Origin of the sequence: Mesorhizobium amorphae, from assembly GCF_014843845.1 — a bacterium.
Lineage (GTDB): Bacteria > Pseudomonadota > Alphaproteobacteria > Rhizobiales > Rhizobiaceae > Mesorhizobium > Mesorhizobium amorphae_A.
This window is the reverse complement of the sequence record NZ_JHQS01000050.1, coordinates 1-16,167: the sequence shown is the minus strand read 5'-3', so window position 1 is coordinate 16,167 and position 16,167 is coordinate 1. Positions and strand designations below refer to the sequence as shown.

Below are 16,167 nucleotides of genomic sequence, written 5' to 3'. Positions count from 1 at the left end.
TCAGCGAAATGAAATCCCAGAAATTGTCATGCGCCGATTGCGCCTGCGGGAAGGCACGATCGGGCTCCTCCTTCACGGCGTGAACCATGTCCGGGAACTTGATCGCATCCTGGATGAAGAACACGGGGATGTTGTTGCCGACGATGTCCCAGTTGCCTTCCTGTGTGTATAGCTTGACCGCGAAGCCGCGGACATCGCGCGCAAGGTCAAACGAACCTTTGCTGCCGGCGACCGTCGAAAACCTCACGAAGGCCGGCGTCTTCTCGCCGGCGCGCTGGAAGATGTCGGCACGAGTGTATTTGGCGAGCGGCTCGTAGGTCTCGAAATAGCCATGCGCGCCGTAGCCACGAGCATGGACGACGGCTCTGGAATCCGCTCATGGTCGAAGTGGAAAATCTTCTCCCGAAAATGGAAGTCTTCGAGGACGGTCGGGCCCCGCTCGCCGACCCGCAGCGAGTTCTGGTCATCCGAGACCAGCCCGCCCTGTGCAGTGGTGAGGACTTCAGCGTCCGTCTCTGCTAGCTGGTGAAGCTCTCCGCCATTGCCTCGCGTGAGCTTTTGATCATGGATCGTCGCGGGCTTGCCTGACGACTGTCTTGCGGTCTTTGCCATTGTGCGTTCCCAGAATTGAAGAGGAGGCTGAGTGTCTTCCTCAATGTCCCGGTGCACACTAAGTTCCTGGAAAACTATCGTCGCGCCTACATCCCAGAAACCTCACCACCCCGCTTTCACAAGCACGTCGATATGTCGACCGGTGTTGGGCGAGATCTGTTGTATTCAGTCCTTTTTGTACGCGCCTGGCTGGCGTCCTGCCTTTGGCGCCTTGGCGTCTTTCGAGCGCTCCGCGATCGGAGGGCCCGCGCCAGAGGTCTTTTGCGTATCGGGGCTTGGAGCCGCCGGCCTAGGCGGGTTCTGTCCGTCGGACTGGCGGGTCTTTTCGTCCACGTCGCCGGCGGGCCGAGTCAATCCCATCCCGCTTGCCGGCTTCTTGTTGCCTGCCGCATCCTGAGAGAAATTGTCCGACGGGTCGGGGTCGTTTTTTGCCGGGTACTTGGTGGCGCCGGTCTCACGACGGTTTTCGTTTGCGGTCATTGTTCGATCCTCCTTGGGGATGATCGTAAACAAGCACCGAGGTGCTTAAGTTCCCACGCCTCGTTTCAGGGATGGATGCGATCCATCGCCCGATCCGCATCATAAAACCATGCGCGTTGGACCTCAGCCCTTGCCGAAAATTACCCGCCTGGCGGTCCCGTTCGCCGCCGCTCCTCGGAGCAACAAAAAATTTGCCGACGCTAGGAACCGCATGGTGCCGGCGGAGTTCACCTCCAATGAACAGGAGTAAAACATCGTGAACACACCCAACCCTAACGACCCCACCGGATTTAATTCATCTGATGAGAATTGGCAGAATCCGTCCAGCCCTAAACCTGCCGGAAGAAGTGCGGAATCCCTCGGCAAATTGAAGTCGAGTGCGACGGAAACAGCGACCAATCTGAAAGACGCTGCGGCCTCTGTAACGGCCGACGCAAAGGACTACGCAGGGTCCGTCGCTTCCGATGCTGCGGGCGCGTTCAAAGAAGCGGTTGAGTCGAACAAGACCGCTGGAGCAGACGCGATTGCCAACATTGCGCACTCCGTCAAGGAGGCCGCGGACGGTATCGAAAAGCAATCCCCTCAGGTCGCAGGCATGGTCCGCAGCGCGGCTGAAGGTGTGGAGCGGATCTCGACCGATATCAGAGATCGCAATGTCGGCGAACTGTTCGACTCAGTTACGAAGTTCGCGCAGCGTCAACCAGCGGCGTTTTTTGGTATCGGTATCCTGGCCGGCGTGATGCTCACCCGTATCATGCGAAGCTCGGATCGGTCCTGAGAAGAGAGGGGCTTTGTCCATGGATGATGATGGCGATCGTCGCCCCTTTGGTAATCTCGTCAGCGAAGCGATCGGTCAATTCGCTTCCTTGATGCGGTTGGACATGCGCCTGCTCGAGGCGGAAATGAGGAGCAAGACCTCAACACTCGTCTCCTCGGGTGTATGCGGGATTGCGGCCGTAATCCTCTTCATCCTGGCATCTTTCGCAATGGTCCAATTCCTGATCCTGGCGGTAATTCTTGCTGGTATCAGCGCAATGGTGGCGTGTCTGATCGTTGGCATTGCGTTGTTCGGGGGAGGATTGCTTTCCCTCTACCTGGCAAAACGGGCATTGGTCGGATGGACCATCACCCCAGTCGAGACTGTCAACCAGGTGCGCAGCGATCTGGCTGCGGTGAAGCAGGGGATACGTTATGGCGCCACTCAACGATGACCTGAGAGAGATCCAGTTGCAAAGCAGACTGGAACGGCAGGCCCTGTTTGCGCCTGTAAGCGAAATAAGCCGCCGCCTGCAGCCGCGGCATCTGGCCGACGTGACCACTCAATACGCGAAGCACAAGGTCGCCGAGGTCGTTGGTGGCGTGTCAGACTCCATCAAGGAAAACGGCGGCACAGCGGCGGCGGTAGCGCTGGGCGCGGTTGCGGTATTTGATGCCGGCAGAAGGAGCGCTGAAGGCAAAAAAGGGCTAAGGAACCCTGTCGAACCGAGCGCGCCAGAACCGCGTTTTGGAGCGACAATTCCCTTTGTGAAGCACGCGCCTCAGACCGTCACAAATTCCGCTCGGGTAAAGGTTATCGCCGGTTCAGCCGGAGGACTGTTGCTGGGTCACATTATCGGCAGGTCGTTCGAGCCAACTGCGAAAGAACGTGAGCTATTTGGGGAGGCGTCCGCCGAAGTCCGGCACTCGGCCTCTGACTTTGTCGATCAGCATTGGCATGGTGCAAAACTTGTAGCTGCACAGGCATTCGGGTTCGCAAGATACTCCGCCTCATTCCTGGCCATCATGGCCGCGGTCAGCGATTATCTCGGTCGCGATGGCGGTGATCCGCCCCAACACAGTGACTAGCACCTCATCAAGCGATGCCCATCATCTCCGCAAGTTTCATCATGCCAGACGTGGGTGCTGGATTTCTGAGCTGTCCGCGCCTCCCGTCAACGGGCAGTCTTAGCTTCGCGCGCCTTGCGCTCCAAGTCTATTATCTCTTGGGCTGCCCGTTTGGCTCTAGCGTCTCGATCTGTGTCGATCCTTGTCGCCACGTCAGCCCTCCGCCTTGAAGTTCTTGGCTTCCTTCTCGGCTTTGGCCTTTTCAGCAAGATCCTTAGCCTGCTGAGGCGAAACGTCTGTGATTTCCGCTAAATGCATTGCCTCCTTGTCAGAGAGGCGGTTGTCCTTCTTGCCTTGTTTAGCAGCCATGTATGAATCTCCTCGTGTTGGAGACCTAACGGGCTGGAGGTAAGAGCGTTCCTTTGGAACGCTCTGCCGTCTTGGACATTGCTTGGAAGCAGGAGGTGCACCATGCCCAATTTCCGCTTTGAGATCTAGAGTTCGGCAAGACCACGACATTGGAGCACGAGCTTTCCAGCGCCGACCTGGCCAGCCCGAGAGCAATCGAAATGGCCCATGCCGCCCTGTCGGCAGGATCCTCGACCGGCGCTGATCAATCGGGCTCGATTATCAAGGTTTACGATCAGGCAGGCTATCTGGTTGCCACCGTCAATTTTTCCGACGTAGTGCGTGATAATTCCGAGCTGCGATCTCGCAGTAGTAATCCGCCCACCGAAGAGCCGGGTGTGATGCGGTCTGGTTGATTAATGTCAAACAGCTAGGCATGTCAGCCACCCGTCTTGCGGGCGCGACTTTGTTTTCTGCGTTCGATGCTCCGGGCGTTTCGACGAGCAACTCTCAGTTCGGCAAGTGTCGGTTGCCACCAGCCCCTCGAACGTTCGTCCGCTCCTGGCGGACTGCGTGCGGGCCACGTCCTGACCAATTCGGGGAGCGTGGCCGAACGCCAGCGGCCCCATACGTAGTCGACGTGCGCGCGCATCGCGATTGGATATGAAGCGGTCAACTCTAACGGGTCAACGAATGCGCCGGACACTTCATTGAAAACGACAATGCCATATTGCTCTGTCGCGACTGGCCGACCAGGAGGCGGCAAATCTTCAGCTGGCAGTGGATAGCGATGACGGCGACGTTCGGCATTCCGCTGTTGAGCGGCCTTGGAAGCTCCAGGCTCTCTGGCGGCCTCTCGTCGTCGCTTCCTTTCTTCGGGTTCGGCATGTTGGGCAGCGCTTTCGATCCTCGGCCACCGTCGCCGTAGCTCTTCATACGATCGGAACGGCACCCGCCAGGCCCGCAATTCGTCATCCCAACTTGCCCACGGAACTGCCCGCAGTTCCTCGAGAATCGTCTTCGAATAAGGCGTGCGAACACGTAGGTCGTCCGAAACCTCCAAGTATGGGCTCGATATCGGATCGAAGGCGAAGGCATCACGTCCCTTGCTGTCCCCGTGGATGGCCAACATCTCTGCCTCTTGCGCCAACCAGCGGTCGATCCGGCGGCTGGCCGTCTTTCCCGGGACGAACCAGCTCTTGCGCTCATCGCTCCACCTCGCTCGCGGAAAAGCCTGTCGAAATCGCTCCACGGCCATTCTGTCGAACGAAAAGCGCGCTTCGGCACCGGGAGCGTCCTGTTTCTGCGGCACGAGGTTAGCGTCCAATTTTTTCGCAATGCGCCATCACTCTGTTTCGAACAGAACGATCCGCAACCCTTAAGGTTCATGCGTGAATGGAGACGCGCCAGACCCAATAGCCGCTCCTCTGGAACATAGAGGGTGAACGACCGTTTTGCATTTGTGTAAAACCAAGGAGGCTATTGACCATGGACTGGAACCGCGTTGAGGGAAACTGGAAGCAGGTCAAGGGCAAGGTCAAGGAGCAGTGGGGCAAGCTCACTGATGACGATCTGGACCGCATCGCCGGCAAGCGCGACCAACTCGAAGGCAAGATCAGGAACGTTACGGGATTGAGAAGGATCGCGTACGTCGGGATATCGACGACTGGTATACCCGCCAAGGCTGGTAGGATTGCGTTCGGCAATCAAGGGGGCGCTGCCGCGTGGCAGCGCCCTCTGTTTTGCCCGGTGGCATGGACGGTACTGACGAAATCGAGCTACGGAACGCCTCGTTATCGCTGGGGCGGCGACCGGCATTGATCGACTTTGGAAACGGGGGGTGGTGGGTTCGCGCGACGTCAAGATGCAGCGGAATTTGCATCGGCTTTAGGTGGTTGATCGTCTACGGTTCTTTCCCTAACAAGTGCCGCATTACCAGGGCATTCTTTGGGGCAAACCCTTCATAGTCGTTATTGAAATAGACCCAAGCTCTCTTGGCGCCACTGGCCCGGATTCTGTCAGCCCATTTCGTGAGCTGGTCTGTTGTGTAGTCATACCGGTACCAGCGCTCTGGACCGTGGAGCCGTACGTAGACATCATCAGCTGTCCGCACCATGGCATCCGGAAGACGAGGGCCGCTGCATGAGCAAAAGATCGTGCCTGTCTCACGAAAGGCTAATATACAGTCTCGTTCCACCAACTGGCGTGACGAAACTGCACCACATTGCGCTGGGCCGGGTCGAGTTGGCCGAGAATGTCGCTCAGTCTCGCCTTTGTAAAACGGTAACTCGGCGGGAGCTGGAACAGAAAGCAGCCCATCCTATCACCGAGGATATCGGCATAAGCTCACAGACTTTTACTGTATAGACGAAACTGCGTTTACCGGGTTGCCGAAACCAGCTTTCCACATTTGTGACGGTCGGCCATGAATAAAAGGAGGCATTGATTTCGACAGTATCAAATCGTGTCGCATAGTGATCGAACCATTCGCCTGTGGGTAGATCCGTCGGGTAAAACTGTCCCCGCCATTTCCAGTAAAACCATCCCGAGCAGCCGACATAGGCATATGCCTCCAAACAGGACACCGTATCCCACGCTCTGCTATTCTACTGGCAAAGCGAGCGGCATGCATTTTGGCAGCACGTCCAACGTTTTCAATTCGCTGCTTCTCCCTGCGCAGCCTACGCGTTCACGATGCTCATCTGATCCAAGTTCTTCCCGCTTTATGGCTTCCGCACTCATTTGTCCGCGCGACCCTCGATAGGCAATCCTCGCGACCGCTAAGCCAACTACTATTTTCTATTTTCGCTGCAGCGGGAATGTGGCGTCGCCATCTTCCTTCCCTGACAGCTCGAGGGTTCGCGCTCGATACGCCATCGTTCGTTCCTCCTTTATGATTCTTCTCTGACTGGCCTTTAGCGTCCGCCTCAGGAGAGCTCTTTATTGTGCGGATCGGTGTGCGTATCGCTGGGGTTTTGTCAGCCATTGCAGTGTTCTCCGTTGAGAACGTCCAACTCTGGGCGGCCACCAAAGTTCCCCCTGTTGCCGCGCGCCTATTTGCCGTCCGAGGAACCAAGCGATCCGTTGCCCGTTGCCAGCCATTGGGAACATGCGAGGAATTGGCATGGTTGCACCGAGAGCTGCCTGGAAGGGTTTTTCTGAAGATCGGTTCAGTTTCGTGCGGCGTGAAAGTTGTGGGGCCGCGAGCGAGGCCTCGAACTCAACGTGGTCGACACTCGCTATCTAGAAAAGCCCCATTATCTAGTATCCGCGCACGGAGCCTACATCAGGCTGGACTAAACCCGTGCGCGTTGGCCGCTGAAAAGCTGGAGCCTGGGTGTAGGAACCGCCATGCTTGAATCACTTTACCTCAACCTCGGTCAGCATGACGAAATCTCGGACGAGGAAAAGGCGCTCCTGAATGGAGCAATGGCGTTCGAAAAGGAGTTCGCGACCGGACAGGATCTGGTGTCGGTTGGCTCAAGACCAATCTACAGCACACTGATTCTGGATGGCTTGGCAGCGCGATATAAGGTTATGGAGGACGGTGGACGGCAGTTTACTTCGTTGCAGGTGCCTGGCGATTTTGTGGATCTCCACGCTTTTCTCCTAAAAACAATGGACCACGGCATCATTGCGCTGTCGCCTTGTCGTGTGGTCGTCGCCGACCACGGTCGGCTGCGCGCTATTACTGAAAGGGCTCCCCATCTCACACGGCTGTTGTGGCTAGATACGCTGGTCGACGGCGCCATCCACCGCGAATGGATCGTGGCTATGGGCAGACGGTCGAAGGCATCTCATCTGGCGCATCTTGTCTGCGAGCTTTTCGTACGGCTGCAAGTTGTGAAGCACACCAATGGCATGAGTTTCTATCTACCAATTTCGCAAGCTGAACTGGCTGATGTGCTTGGGCTCTCGGCCGTGCATATGAACCGGGTCATCGGCGCGTTGCGAAAGAGCGGGGTCATTAGCTGGGCCAACCATGTCGTCACCATTCTCGATTGGCAGCGCCTGACGGATATCGCCGAATTCGATCCCACCTATCTCAGTCTGACTCGGGAACCTCGATAGAAAAACCCCTGCTCCAGTTCCCGCTTAACATTTGAGCGCGACGGTTTTCATCGAAGGTGGTCTGATGGTTCTGTCGCCGGCCGTCAATGGGCTCCGGTGCTTGAGAGTCTCTGTGCTCCCGCCCCCAAGGAGCTACAATGGAAAAAATAGATCCTCGTCCCCTCTCAGCGTTCGACATTGATATCGTGCGAGGAGCCTTTAGATCATCCGTTGCGGAAGGTCTGGTGGGAGAGAGCCGCTGGAACCAACATATTAAGGACCTGTTCAAGGAATTGACGGGCTACACGGACGTCGACGCCGACATAATCCAATGGATAGTCAGGAAGGAGCCGGCCAATGGCCAAAATCCCGACTGGACCTGATCCGGTATCCGACCACGGACCTTACGAGCCCGCCTTCTTTGCCCTGAAGTACAATATGACCTTGAAAGCCGCGGAGGTCGTTCTCCACGCCAATGGCCCATCAAGAAACGCCTGCGATGGAGCGGCAAGGGCTTTCACGGCGGCTGTTGCGGCGAGAAAGCAGTTGCAGTTCGAGAAGGATCAGGTCTCGTTTCGGAGAGCCTGAAGCGAGCAAAATCGAATATCCAATCCTCTGCCCTATGGAGATGATCCGCGGAGGAAAGCATCGAATTCACTTCGTGAAATCAAGCTATGGCCTTCCGGTCGCTGTTCGATAGGACGGAACCACGCTGAACTTCAAGCTCATGAATGAACCACAGCCGCGTTCAAGCCGCCGGCGCTAGCTTAGTTCCTCGCCCTAAGTGGGAACGTATCGGGTGCAGCTGCCTTGTTGTTGCATCTAGGGATTGCTCGCCAAATTTTTGTCGAGCTCAAGCTGGGAAGGAAATCGCCTTGGCACGGTACTTTTTTGATATCCACGACGGAAAGGAATTTACTGGGGACGAGGAAGGAGAGGTCTGCGGCTCTCTCGTCGAAGTAAGTGACTACGCTGTCAGCGTGCTCCCTGACCTTGCCAGGGAAGAGCTGCCGAACGGTCCTAACAGGTTATTCTGGATCAAGGTTCGGGATGAAGACGGCGCTTACATCTTTCGTGCATCGCTGGCTTTGACCACGGCATGGCTCGTCGAGGATAGTAACGGTCTGCCGCATCCCGGCGAAGGCCTCCAGCTAGCCGCCTTGCGGCGGACGCAAGAACAATTCAGAGCGATTAGGCGTGATCTTGCAGAGGATGGCTTGCGCGAAGGAATGCTCGAAATTGACACTCTCATAGGCATCGCACAGACAGAGGCCGAGCGGATGATCAATCGTCTCGGTTTCGAGAAATCCAATGATCCCCAGAACTAACCTACGACGGCCGATGCTGGGCGGCCTTCTAATCCCTGCTACAGGCCTGCAGAGCCGAGACCCTTGCACTGGCTTAGTCGATTGGCGGTAGCCAGGTCAGCAAATTTTCATTTCGCCAAGGAACATCATTCAGCATTGCACATTGCCTCAACAGACAATGCGACAGGTGGCGAATGGAACTCGTGAACACGTTGGTGAGCCGTAGTACATCGGAGCACGTAGTGAAATTTCTTGGTGAGGGCGGCGAAGCCGTCAGCGTTACGATGGCCACTGGCGACCAGGTCAGAGAAGACGCCGAAATCATCGAAAAGGCCAAGCAGATGCTTGTCCAGATCGTGGCTTTTGACCAGCCCGATGTTGGCACGGCGGCACCCGAGGAAAGCGAAGCCGGGGTCTACACATTCGAATATCAGGACCACGGCGTTGTCCGGATCATGCCGGGCATCTCGTTACCGTCCCGGCAAGCTGTTCAGGATGAAGTCAAGCGCTCGGCCGAAGATCTCTGGAAAGACGCCCTCGACAAGTTGGAGGCGCCAGTCGGATGGGCCGTCAGGGCACGTGACTCGCATGGCGAGGTCGTGGCGACCTGTAGCTACGAGGACATTCAACTGCGCGAGCCATAAAATTTGCTTCGGCTCGGAACACGAAAGCACCACGACTGTTAACGGACGCCTCCCGGTCGAAGAGGCGCTACCAACAAAAACAAGAAGGAAAACGCTATGTCGACGAAATCATCAAAAGGCCTGAACGAACTTTTCCATGACACTCTCAAGGACATTTACTTCGCCGAGAAAAAGATCCTCGCGACGTTGCCGAAGATGGCAAAGGCTGCGCAGAGCCCCGATCTGAAGGCCGCCTTCGAAAAGCATCGCGGCGAGACGCAGGAGCACGTCGCTCGCCTCGAACAAGTGTTCGAAGCGATCGGCGAGAAGCCGGCGGCAAAAAACTGTCCTGCCATCATGGGCATCATCGACGAGGGCGCCGAGATTATGGAAGAATACAAGGGTTCGCCTGCCTTGGACGCCGGCCTGCTGGCCGCCGCCCAAGCAGTGGAGCACTACGAGATCTCGCGCTACGGAACCATGCGGACCTGGGCGTCCGAACTCGGCCTGACAGAGGCGGTTAGCCTCTTGGACCTGACGCTTAGCGAAGAAAAGGAGACCGACGAGGCGTTGAGCGAGCTTGCTGAGGCCTCCGTCAACATCGCCGCCGAAGCGGCCTAGCGAAGCTGGGAACTCCCTCGTTCCCGTCCTCTCGAGCCCTGGTGGTCGATCACCAGGGCTCACACTCCCTGATCTTCAATCACCCCGATCAGCCATCAAGCAGGGGTCCAAAACAGGAGAATGAAATGGGCTTTTTCGGCAAGTACTTCTCCAGCGTTGGCGGCAAGAAGCCCGCAGAGAAGGAGAAGAGCGGCGAGAAGAGCGGGGACATGCGTAAGGCTACCGGTGCCGGCCCCGCGCTCGCCGCCCATTCCAAGGACGCCAAGTCAACGGCTGCCACTGGTCAGAACCCCGCGGCTGCAAGGAAGAAGCCAAATAGCTAGTACAAGCTGGGCTACAGGATCGAAATCGCGTCGCCGGCGACCAAGAAGAGTTGCGGCGGGAGGCAAAGGTTCTGGGGTCAAGAAAGCGTTAGGCTACTTGTGCCAGAATCCCATTGTCCAAGTCGCATCTGGCGACCCCATACCGCCAACGATGGTTAGTCGCTTCACGGCGGCACTGATAAAACAATGTCAGCTGCCCTCCTTCGATCAAAACGGTCGCATGCCCGTTTTCGCCGAGCTCTCCAGATTCCAGCACCGGTCCAACGGTTAGATACGGCCCCTCGACCCGATCAGCGATGGCGAAGAAAACGCGCTGCCGACTGCCGCGGGGGCCATCCGGAAGAAAGCAGGTCGCGTTAAGCAGGACACGGCCGTCTGGTAGCTCAACAAGTTGGGCCCCTTCGATGCCCCATTCATAGTCGGGGTGTTGGCGCGAATTGTGGTGGGGCAAGTCCGTATGGTCGAGTATCTTGCCTGCTCGCTTCCAGGGTCCGAACCACGAGTCAGACTGGCTGCAGACAAGATAAATGTCTGGCTGTGGCACTTTGGTAAATTTAGGCATGCCCGAGTAGACGATGTAACGCTTGCCGCCAATTATCGCCGGATGGGGATCGTAGATCCCGTCTTCTTCGGTGTCTGGCAAGGCGACAAGGGCTGAGTTGAGAACCACCCACTGAAAGCCGTCGTTCGAAACGACATGCTCACATCGGCCGCCGGATTTCATGAATTCCGTCTGGACGAACATATGAAAGACGCCGCTCTCATAAATCACTCCAGGCGCAGCCACGCCTGACCCGCTTACCGGCAAAACGATAGGCTCATGTTCCACCCATGGGCCGTAAAGGTCGGGAGCCGTGGCATGGAGAATCCGCCAAGTCTCACTGGTGACGGTGCCGCTTGACCCAAACATGTGCCAGAGGCTCCCGTCAAACACTGGACAGGGGTCCTTCACATCGTCAACGGCCATTGGATGAAACAACGGGAAAACGTTCGTTTCAAAATTGATCGACATCGATCCCCCCAACAATGTCCGGCACCAATTCGCGGGCCAATCCTGCGAGGCGACGAATCGTTTCATCGGTTGTTAACTTTGTCGCAGCGTCGATTAACGCACGATTAACAATTGCCGCGTGCATCTCGGCAACGACCCACGGTGGTCTGTGTCCGTGTGCTCTCACTCTCCGTTGAGCCTGCAAGCGTGCGTTGGCCGATGAATCGGATTCGCCGGGGAACGAGTCACTCCCGGCAAAGTTAGAGCTACGGATAAGAAACCACATCTCGATGCCGCGATTAACATTTGTTGTACGCAAGCATCCGAAATTGCAATAAAAGGATTTCAGAATGGAAAACGCGGTTGGAAAATCGAATCATATGCACCAATCAGAAGAATTCTCTACAATTCTATGTTTTTCGCACCTGCGATGGAACTTCGTATATCAACGCCCTCAGCATATCCTGACGCTAGCGTCGAAAACGACGAAGGTAATTTACTTTGAGGAGCCAATCTTCGAACATGTGCCTCAAGCTTTCATGCGATCGAACGCCGTTTCGGGATCCATCAAAGTCATAACCCCTGTCCTTCCCGTGGGAATCGCTCCGTCAGATGCAGATGCGGTCCAACGAAGATTCGTCGATCTTATCGTTGCCTCTACGCCCCAAGAACATCTGACGATCTGGTACTACACCCCGATGGCATTGCGTTTCAGCGACCATCTTACTTGTGATGTCTGCGTCTACGACTGCATGGATGAGCTCTCGGCTTTCAAGGAGGCACCGCCCGAGCTCATCCAGATGGAAAGACAACTTTTGGACCGTGCTGACGTGGTCTTTACCGGCGGGCAGAGCCTTTACGAGGCCAAGCGCGGTCTGCATCGGTCAATGTTTCCGTTTCCCAGCAGCATCGACTTTACTCACTTTCATCAGGCCCGGGTGCCTGGAAAGGACGCTGTAGATCAGGAACAAATCCCGCATCCCCGAGTGGGCTACTTCGGCGTGATCGATGAAAGGCTCGACGCCGGCCTGGTGGCAGACACTGCCCTGAGAATGCCGGACGTCCATTTCGTTATGGTAGGGCCGGTGGTCAAGATAGATCCTGAGGGTCTTCCAAAGGCAGAAAATCTGCATTGGCTTGGCAGCAAGGATTACGCGGACCTGCCGCGCTACCTTAGGCATTGGGACGCCGGATGGATGCCTTTCGCCCTTAATGCGGCCACCCGTTACATCAGTCCAACGAAGACCCCAGAATTCCTGGCCGCCGGGGTCCCCCTTGTTTCAACGGCGATCGTGGATGTCGTACGGGCCTATGGCGCCGAAGGTCTTGTGGAAATCGTGGATGCGAATGACGTCGAAGCGAAGCTTCGATCGGTTTTGGCCCGACCTCGCGACTGTCTGTTGAGGCAGATCGACGCCTATCTCCTGGACATGTCGTGGGAGAAGACGTGGAGCGCGATGGCGGTTCATATCCAGCGCGCCCGCTCGACCAGGAACATATTGCCATTTCGGCGGAGAGCGTGAGCATGTTCGACTGGTTGATTGTTGGCGCCGGTTTTGCCGGTAGTGTGCTTGCAGAGCGCATTGCATCGCAGCGAAACGAGAGCGTCTTACTCATCGACAGACGGAGCCACGTTGGTGGCAACGCCTACGATTGCTACAATAACGCCGGGATTCTGATCCATAAATATGGGCCTCACATATTCCATACAAACGCTCAGTCGATCGTCGATTATCTCTCGAAGTTCACGGCATGGCGGCCCTACGAGCATCGTGTGTTGTCCCGGGTCGATGGGAAGCTGCTGCCGATCCCGATAAACCTCGATACAATCAACAAACTATATGATCTCGATCTCACGTCCGACCAGTTGGAGCAGTTCTTCGTTTCTCGCCGAGAAGCGGTTGACGAAATCCGAACAGCCGAAGACGTGGTAGTGAGCACCGTCGGCCGGGAACTCTATGAAAAATTCTTTCGCGGTTACACCAGGAAGCAGTGGGGTGTCGATCCGTCTCAGTTAAGCAAATCGGTGACGGCTCGGGTTCCTACGCGCACCGACCGCGACGATCGCTATTTCGGCGACACGTTCCAGAAGATGCCGGCTGGCGGCTACACACGCATGTTCCGGCGCATGCTCGACAACCCCAAAATCAAAATCATGCTGCAAATGGATTATAGAGAGATCCGGGCCAGCATTCCGTTTCGCCGCATGGTCTATACCGGCCCGGTAGACGAATATTTTGATTGGAAGCTTGGTCGCCTGCCCTACCGGTCATTGCGGTTCAAACACGTGACGCTCGATCGCGAGCAATTTCAGCCGGTCGCCGTCGTCAACTATCCGCAGACGGAAGAGTACACCCGTATCACCGAGTACAAACATCTTACAGGACAGCTGAGCCCCAGAACCAGCCTGACCTACGAATATCCGACCGACATCGGTGACCCCTACTATCCCGTGCCGCGGGCTGAGAACGAAGCTCTTTACAAACGCTATGAAGCGCTGGCTGGAGGCGCTCGGGACGTCTGGTTTGTCGGCCGCCTAGCCACCTATCGGTACTACAACATGGATCAGGTCGTCGGTCAGGCTCTTGCGACATTCGCGCGAATTCAGAAGAACTTGCCGGCGAACGCGGAGCTGGAGACGACGCAGACCGTGGCTGCTGAATGACTGATGCCCTTGAGATATGGGGCGGTGTGGAATGCAGCCTTGTCCGAATTCGCGGGACGGTGCGCAACCAATTGGAAGACACCGGGCATTTGGTGCGCCTAGACGATCTTGATCTGATCGCCGGGCTCGGCATCCGTACGCTTCGCTATCCCGTGTTGTGGGAAATGGTCGAACGCAAGGCGGGTTCGTACGATTGGAGTTGGGCGGATGCGCGTTTGCAGCGTATCAACGAGCTTGGAATGCGGCCGATCGCAGGGCTGCTGCACCATGGCAGCGGACCGTCATGGACACAAATTCTCGATCCGAATTTTCCGGATATGCTCGCTCGATACGGTGCGTTGGTCGCTCAACGCTATCCCTGGATAGAGCTGTATACGCCCATCAACGAGCCGCTCACGACTGCCCGGATAAGCGGGCTCTACGGGCACTGGCATCCGCATGGCACCAGCGAGGGGATATGTCTGCAGCTGACTGTGGCTCAATGCAGGGCGATAGCAATGACGATGAAGGCAATCCGCCGATACGTGCCGCAAGCCGGCCTGGTTCAGACCGAGGATTTCGGGCGTGTTTTTTCAACTCAGCGACTCGCTTACCAGGCAGAGCATGAGACCGAGCGACGTTGGTTGTCACTGGATCTCCTAGCCGGGCGAGTCGATCGACAGCACCGCTTCTACAAGCGGCTTTTAGACGCCGGAATTGTTGATGATCATCTCTCGGAGCTAGTGGCGGAGCCTTGCGTCCCCGATATGATCGGCATTGATTATTACCTCACAAGCGATCGAATGATCGATGAGCGTGTCGATCAATTTCCTGACGAAAAGGTCGGCGGGAATGGCATCGACAGCTATGTCGATATTGCGGCCGCTCGATCCGACGCACGGGATGATACAAGCCTGAGGCTGAGACTTGAGGAACTCTGGGACCGCTATCACTTGCCGATCGCGGTAACGGAATTGCACAACGGGTCCACGCGCGATGAACAGATGCGCTGGCTTGTCGAAGGATGCAAAGCAGCGCATGCGGCCAAGGACAGTGGCGTCGACGTCCGTGCAGTTACGGCCTGGTCGCTGTTTGGCGCCGTCGACTGGAACTCAATGCTGGTGAGGCAGGACGGGTTCTATGAGAGCGGCGCCTTCGATATACGCGCCGGTGCGCCTCGGCCAACAGCGCTCGCGGACGCGATCGCAGGGCTCGCCAAGCATGGGTCTGTCGACCATCCCGTATTAGATCGGCCTGGTTGGTGGCGAGCAGACCGCAATCCCGAGAGCAGTGGACGGCCCCTGTTGCTGGTCGGATTCGGCCGCTTGATCTCAATCGTTGAGCAATGTTGCACCAACCGCAGGTTAACGGTCAGCGCAGTAAGGCCAGACAAGATCCAACTGCTAGTAGCAAAACATCACGCATGGGCCGCAATAGAAGTCGACGGCGAGCTGAGGCGAGCCGGCTCGCCAGCCGCCGCCACCCGAATGTTGTGCAGGTTCCCGGATGGGGGTGAGTTATTGCTGCAATGTGATCCCACACATCCCTCAATGGAAGTGGCAAATGCGCTTCTCGATCTGGTGATCGACGGTCAACGTGGCGCATTTCAGCTTTTGCAAACCGGCCCCGGCAATCAATACGAATTGTCGCCGCTACCCGCAGAGGCCCCTAGCGGACAGAAGTTTCCTACGAGCAAGGTGGCTTAGCAGCGGCCGACGCGTCGGCCTGCGATGGTCGGGCGCCAAACCACTGCTCGAGGGGAACCAGATAGATCGTCCTTCGTTACAGCCGATCCAGAAACGCCGGGCTCACGGGGAAGAAACAATGAGCAGATTTCTACCAATAGACCTCACCTTCGTCGACGGAACAACGATGGTTGTTTCCTCGATCACCGATGCCGAGAAAGCGCTAGCAAAGCAATGGCGCAATAAGGAGGCGATTGATTATGTGGAGGCGGTGCGCCTGCTTGCAGGGGCCAAGAGAGGCATCTGCAAGCCGGAGGTGGCTTTTGATGCTTTCAAACTGGCGGCACTGAAGCAGCGCCTTGTTCAACCGAGAAAATCGAGCGCCGCACTGAGCATCCTGGACGACCTGGTGTCGTAGTTTCACAGCAGGTGGGAGCAGGGATTTTAGCTCGCCCCGGCCGACAGAATTTTCGTAGGCGTTCCGGGGTCATCGATCAAAATATCAGCTTTCTGCCTACGCATCGGGCTACGAGGGCGATCGACACGATTGGCATACGAGGCGATGTTGTCGTCAGCGATCCAGGCCTTGTTGGTAAGCGGTGTCGCGTGACCCTTGAAGGCGGGGCGTCCGATGAGGGCCGAGCCGTCATTCAGTAAAG

20 protein-coding genes and 3 pseudogenes are annotated in these 16,167 nt (G+C 56.8%); 15 read left to right on the top strand and 8 right to left on the bottom strand.

Annotated features, from left to right (window positions below; genetic code table 11):
- Positions 1 to 612, bottom strand: a pseudogene (gene katE / locus DH08_RS18455) (catalase); the annotation flags it as partial.
- A gap of 165 nt (positions 613 to 777) precedes the next feature.
- Positions 778 to 1,092, bottom strand: a complete 315-nt coding sequence (locus DH08_RS18450) for a hypothetical protein (RefSeq protein ID WP_192180685.1) — start codon at positions 1,090 to 1,092, stop codon at positions 778 to 780.
- A 256-nt stretch (positions 1,093 to 1,348) separates the two neighbouring features.
- On the opposite strand from DH08_RS18450, the gene DH08_RS18445 reads away from it, so the two are divergent.
- From DH08_RS18445 to DH08_RS18435, 3 genes are read left to right on the top strand one after another with little or no spacing between them, the layout of a single operon-like run.
- Positions 1,349 to 1,870: a hypothetical protein gene (locus DH08_RS18445; protein WP_192180684.1), complete on the top strand. Its 522-nt coding sequence runs from the start codon at positions 1,349 to 1,351 to the stop codon at positions 1,868 to 1,870.
- Between the two features lie 19 nt (positions 1,871 to 1,889).
- Complete coding sequence (locus DH08_RS18440; RefSeq protein WP_192180683.1) at positions 1,890 to 2,303, top strand: phage holin family protein; 414 nt, start codon at positions 1,890 to 1,892, stop codon at positions 2,301 to 2,303.
- On the top strand, positions 2,284 to 2,937 hold the full coding sequence (locus tag DH08_RS18435) for a hypothetical protein (protein WP_192180682.1): 654 nt from the start codon (positions 2,284 to 2,286) through the stop codon (positions 2,935 to 2,937). The genes DH08_RS18440 and DH08_RS18435 overlap by 20 nt, the downstream gene beginning before the upstream one ends.
- 192 nt (positions 2,938 to 3,129) lie before the next feature.
- On the opposite strand, the gene DH08_RS18430 is transcribed toward DH08_RS18435, so the two are convergent.
- The gene (locus tag DH08_RS18430; RefSeq protein ID WP_192180681.1) at positions 3,130 to 3,285 is read right to left on the bottom strand and encodes a hypothetical protein; all 156 of its coding nucleotides are present in this window, start codon (positions 3,283 to 3,285) and stop codon (positions 3,130 to 3,132) included.
- A 149-nt stretch (positions 3,286 to 3,434) separates the two neighbouring features.
- Here DH08_RS18430 and DH08_RS18425 point away from each other — a divergent pair, with 149 nt between their 5' ends.
- Positions 3,435 to 3,680: a hypothetical protein gene (locus DH08_RS18425; protein WP_192180680.1), complete on the top strand. Its 246-nt coding sequence runs from the start codon at positions 3,435 to 3,437 to the stop codon at positions 3,678 to 3,680.
- Positions 3,681 to 3,703: 23 nt separating this feature from the next.
- Here the strand turns inward: DH08_RS18425 and DH08_RS36485 are convergent, their stop codons facing one another.
- Positions 3,704 to 4,522, bottom strand: coding sequence for a hypothetical protein (locus tag DH08_RS36485; protein WP_428338593.1), 819 nt, complete (start codon positions 4,520 to 4,522; stop codon positions 3,704 to 3,706).
- Between the two features lie 230 nt (positions 4,523 to 4,752).
- Between DH08_RS36485 and DH08_RS18420 the strand changes: the two are divergent.
- Positions 4,753 to 4,955: pseudogene (locus DH08_RS18420) on the top strand (CsbD family protein).
- Positions 4,956 to 5,167: 212 nt separating this feature from the next.
- On the opposite strand, the pseudogene DH08_RS36920 reads toward DH08_RS18420, so the two are convergent.
- Positions 5,168 to 5,583, bottom strand: a pseudogene (locus DH08_RS36920) (DUF72 domain-containing protein).
- Positions 5,526 to 5,849 (bottom strand): DUF72 domain-containing protein, encoded by a 324-nt coding sequence (locus DH08_RS36910; RefSeq protein ID WP_345892420.1) that lies wholly within the window; start codon positions 5,847 to 5,849, stop codon positions 5,526 to 5,528. Before DH08_RS36910 ends, DH08_RS36920 begins: the two are co-directional and overlap by 58 nt.
- Positions 5,850 to 6,615: 766 nt before the next feature.
- Here DH08_RS36910 and DH08_RS18410 point away from each other — a divergent pair.
- The 6 genes from DH08_RS18410 (at position 6,616) to DH08_RS18385 (ending at position 10,188) form a co-directional block, all read left to right on the top strand.
- Positions 6,616 to 7,335 (top strand): Crp/Fnr family transcriptional regulator, encoded by a 720-nt coding sequence (locus tag DH08_RS18410; protein WP_192180679.1) that lies wholly within the window; start codon positions 6,616 to 6,618, stop codon positions 7,333 to 7,335.
- 137 nt (positions 7,336 to 7,472) lie between these two features.
- Positions 7,473 to 7,697, top strand: a complete 225-nt coding sequence (locus DH08_RS18405; RefSeq protein WP_192180678.1) for a hypothetical protein — start codon at positions 7,473 to 7,475, stop codon at positions 7,695 to 7,697.
- A 492-nt stretch (positions 7,698 to 8,189) separates the two neighbouring features.
- Complete coding sequence (locus DH08_RS18400; protein ID WP_192180677.1) at positions 8,190 to 8,642, top strand: DUF6894 family protein; 453 nt, start codon at positions 8,190 to 8,192, stop codon at positions 8,640 to 8,642.
- A 173-nt stretch (positions 8,643 to 8,815) separates the two neighbouring features.
- Positions 8,816 to 9,265, top strand: coding sequence for a DUF6894 family protein (locus DH08_RS18395; RefSeq protein WP_192180676.1), 450 nt, complete (start codon positions 8,816 to 8,818; stop codon positions 9,263 to 9,265).
- Between the two features lie 96 nt (positions 9,266 to 9,361).
- Positions 9,362 to 9,865, top strand: a complete 504-nt coding sequence (locus tag DH08_RS18390; RefSeq protein ID WP_192180675.1) for a YciE/YciF ferroxidase family protein — start codon at positions 9,362 to 9,364, stop codon at positions 9,863 to 9,865.
- A 125-nt stretch (positions 9,866 to 9,990) separates the two neighbouring features.
- Complete coding sequence (locus DH08_RS18385; protein ID WP_192180674.1) at positions 9,991 to 10,188, top strand: hypothetical protein; 198 nt, start codon at positions 9,991 to 9,993, stop codon at positions 10,186 to 10,188.
- 88 nt (positions 10,189 to 10,276) lie between these two features.
- Here the strand turns inward: DH08_RS18385 and DH08_RS18380 are convergent, their stop codons facing one another.
- The gene (locus tag DH08_RS18380; RefSeq protein ID WP_192180673.1) at positions 10,277 to 11,200 is read right to left on the bottom strand and encodes a glycoside hydrolase family protein; all 924 of its coding nucleotides are present in this window, start codon (positions 11,198 to 11,200) and stop codon (positions 10,277 to 10,279) included.
- Between the two features lie 329 nt (positions 11,201 to 11,529).
- Between DH08_RS18380 and DH08_RS18375 the strand changes: the two genes are divergently transcribed.
- The 4 genes from DH08_RS18375 (at position 11,530) to DH08_RS18360 (ending at position 15,926) form a co-directional block, all read left to right on the top strand.
- Positions 11,530 to 12,702: a glycosyltransferase family protein gene (locus DH08_RS18375; protein ID WP_192180672.1), complete on the top strand. Its 1,173-nt coding sequence runs from the start codon at positions 11,530 to 11,532 to the stop codon at positions 12,700 to 12,702.
- A 2-nt stretch (positions 12,703 to 12,704) separates the two neighbouring features.
- Positions 12,705 to 13,844 carry a UDP-galactopyranose mutase gene (glf, locus tag DH08_RS18370; RefSeq protein ID WP_192180686.1) on the top strand — a complete coding sequence of 380 codons (1,140 nt, stop codon included), beginning with the start codon at positions 12,705 to 12,707 and terminating at the stop codon, positions 13,842 to 13,844.
- On the top strand, positions 13,841 to 15,529 hold the full coding sequence (locus DH08_RS18365) for a family 1 glycosylhydrolase (protein WP_192180671.1): 1,689 nt from the start codon (positions 13,841 to 13,843) through the stop codon (positions 15,527 to 15,529). Before glf ends, DH08_RS18365 begins: the two co-directional genes overlap by 4 nt.
- 118 nt (positions 15,530 to 15,647) lie before the next feature.
- A complete protein-coding gene (locus DH08_RS18360; protein ID WP_192180670.1) occupies positions 15,648 to 15,926 on the top strand; it encodes a DUF982 domain-containing protein in 279 nt (92 codons plus the stop codon).
- A gap of 26 nt (positions 15,927 to 15,952) precedes the next feature.
- Here the strand turns inward: DH08_RS18360 and DH08_RS35855 are convergent.
- The coding region (locus DH08_RS35855) for a hypothetical protein (protein ID WP_210328787.1) at positions 15,953 to 16,167 on the bottom strand (215 nt) is incomplete at its 5' end.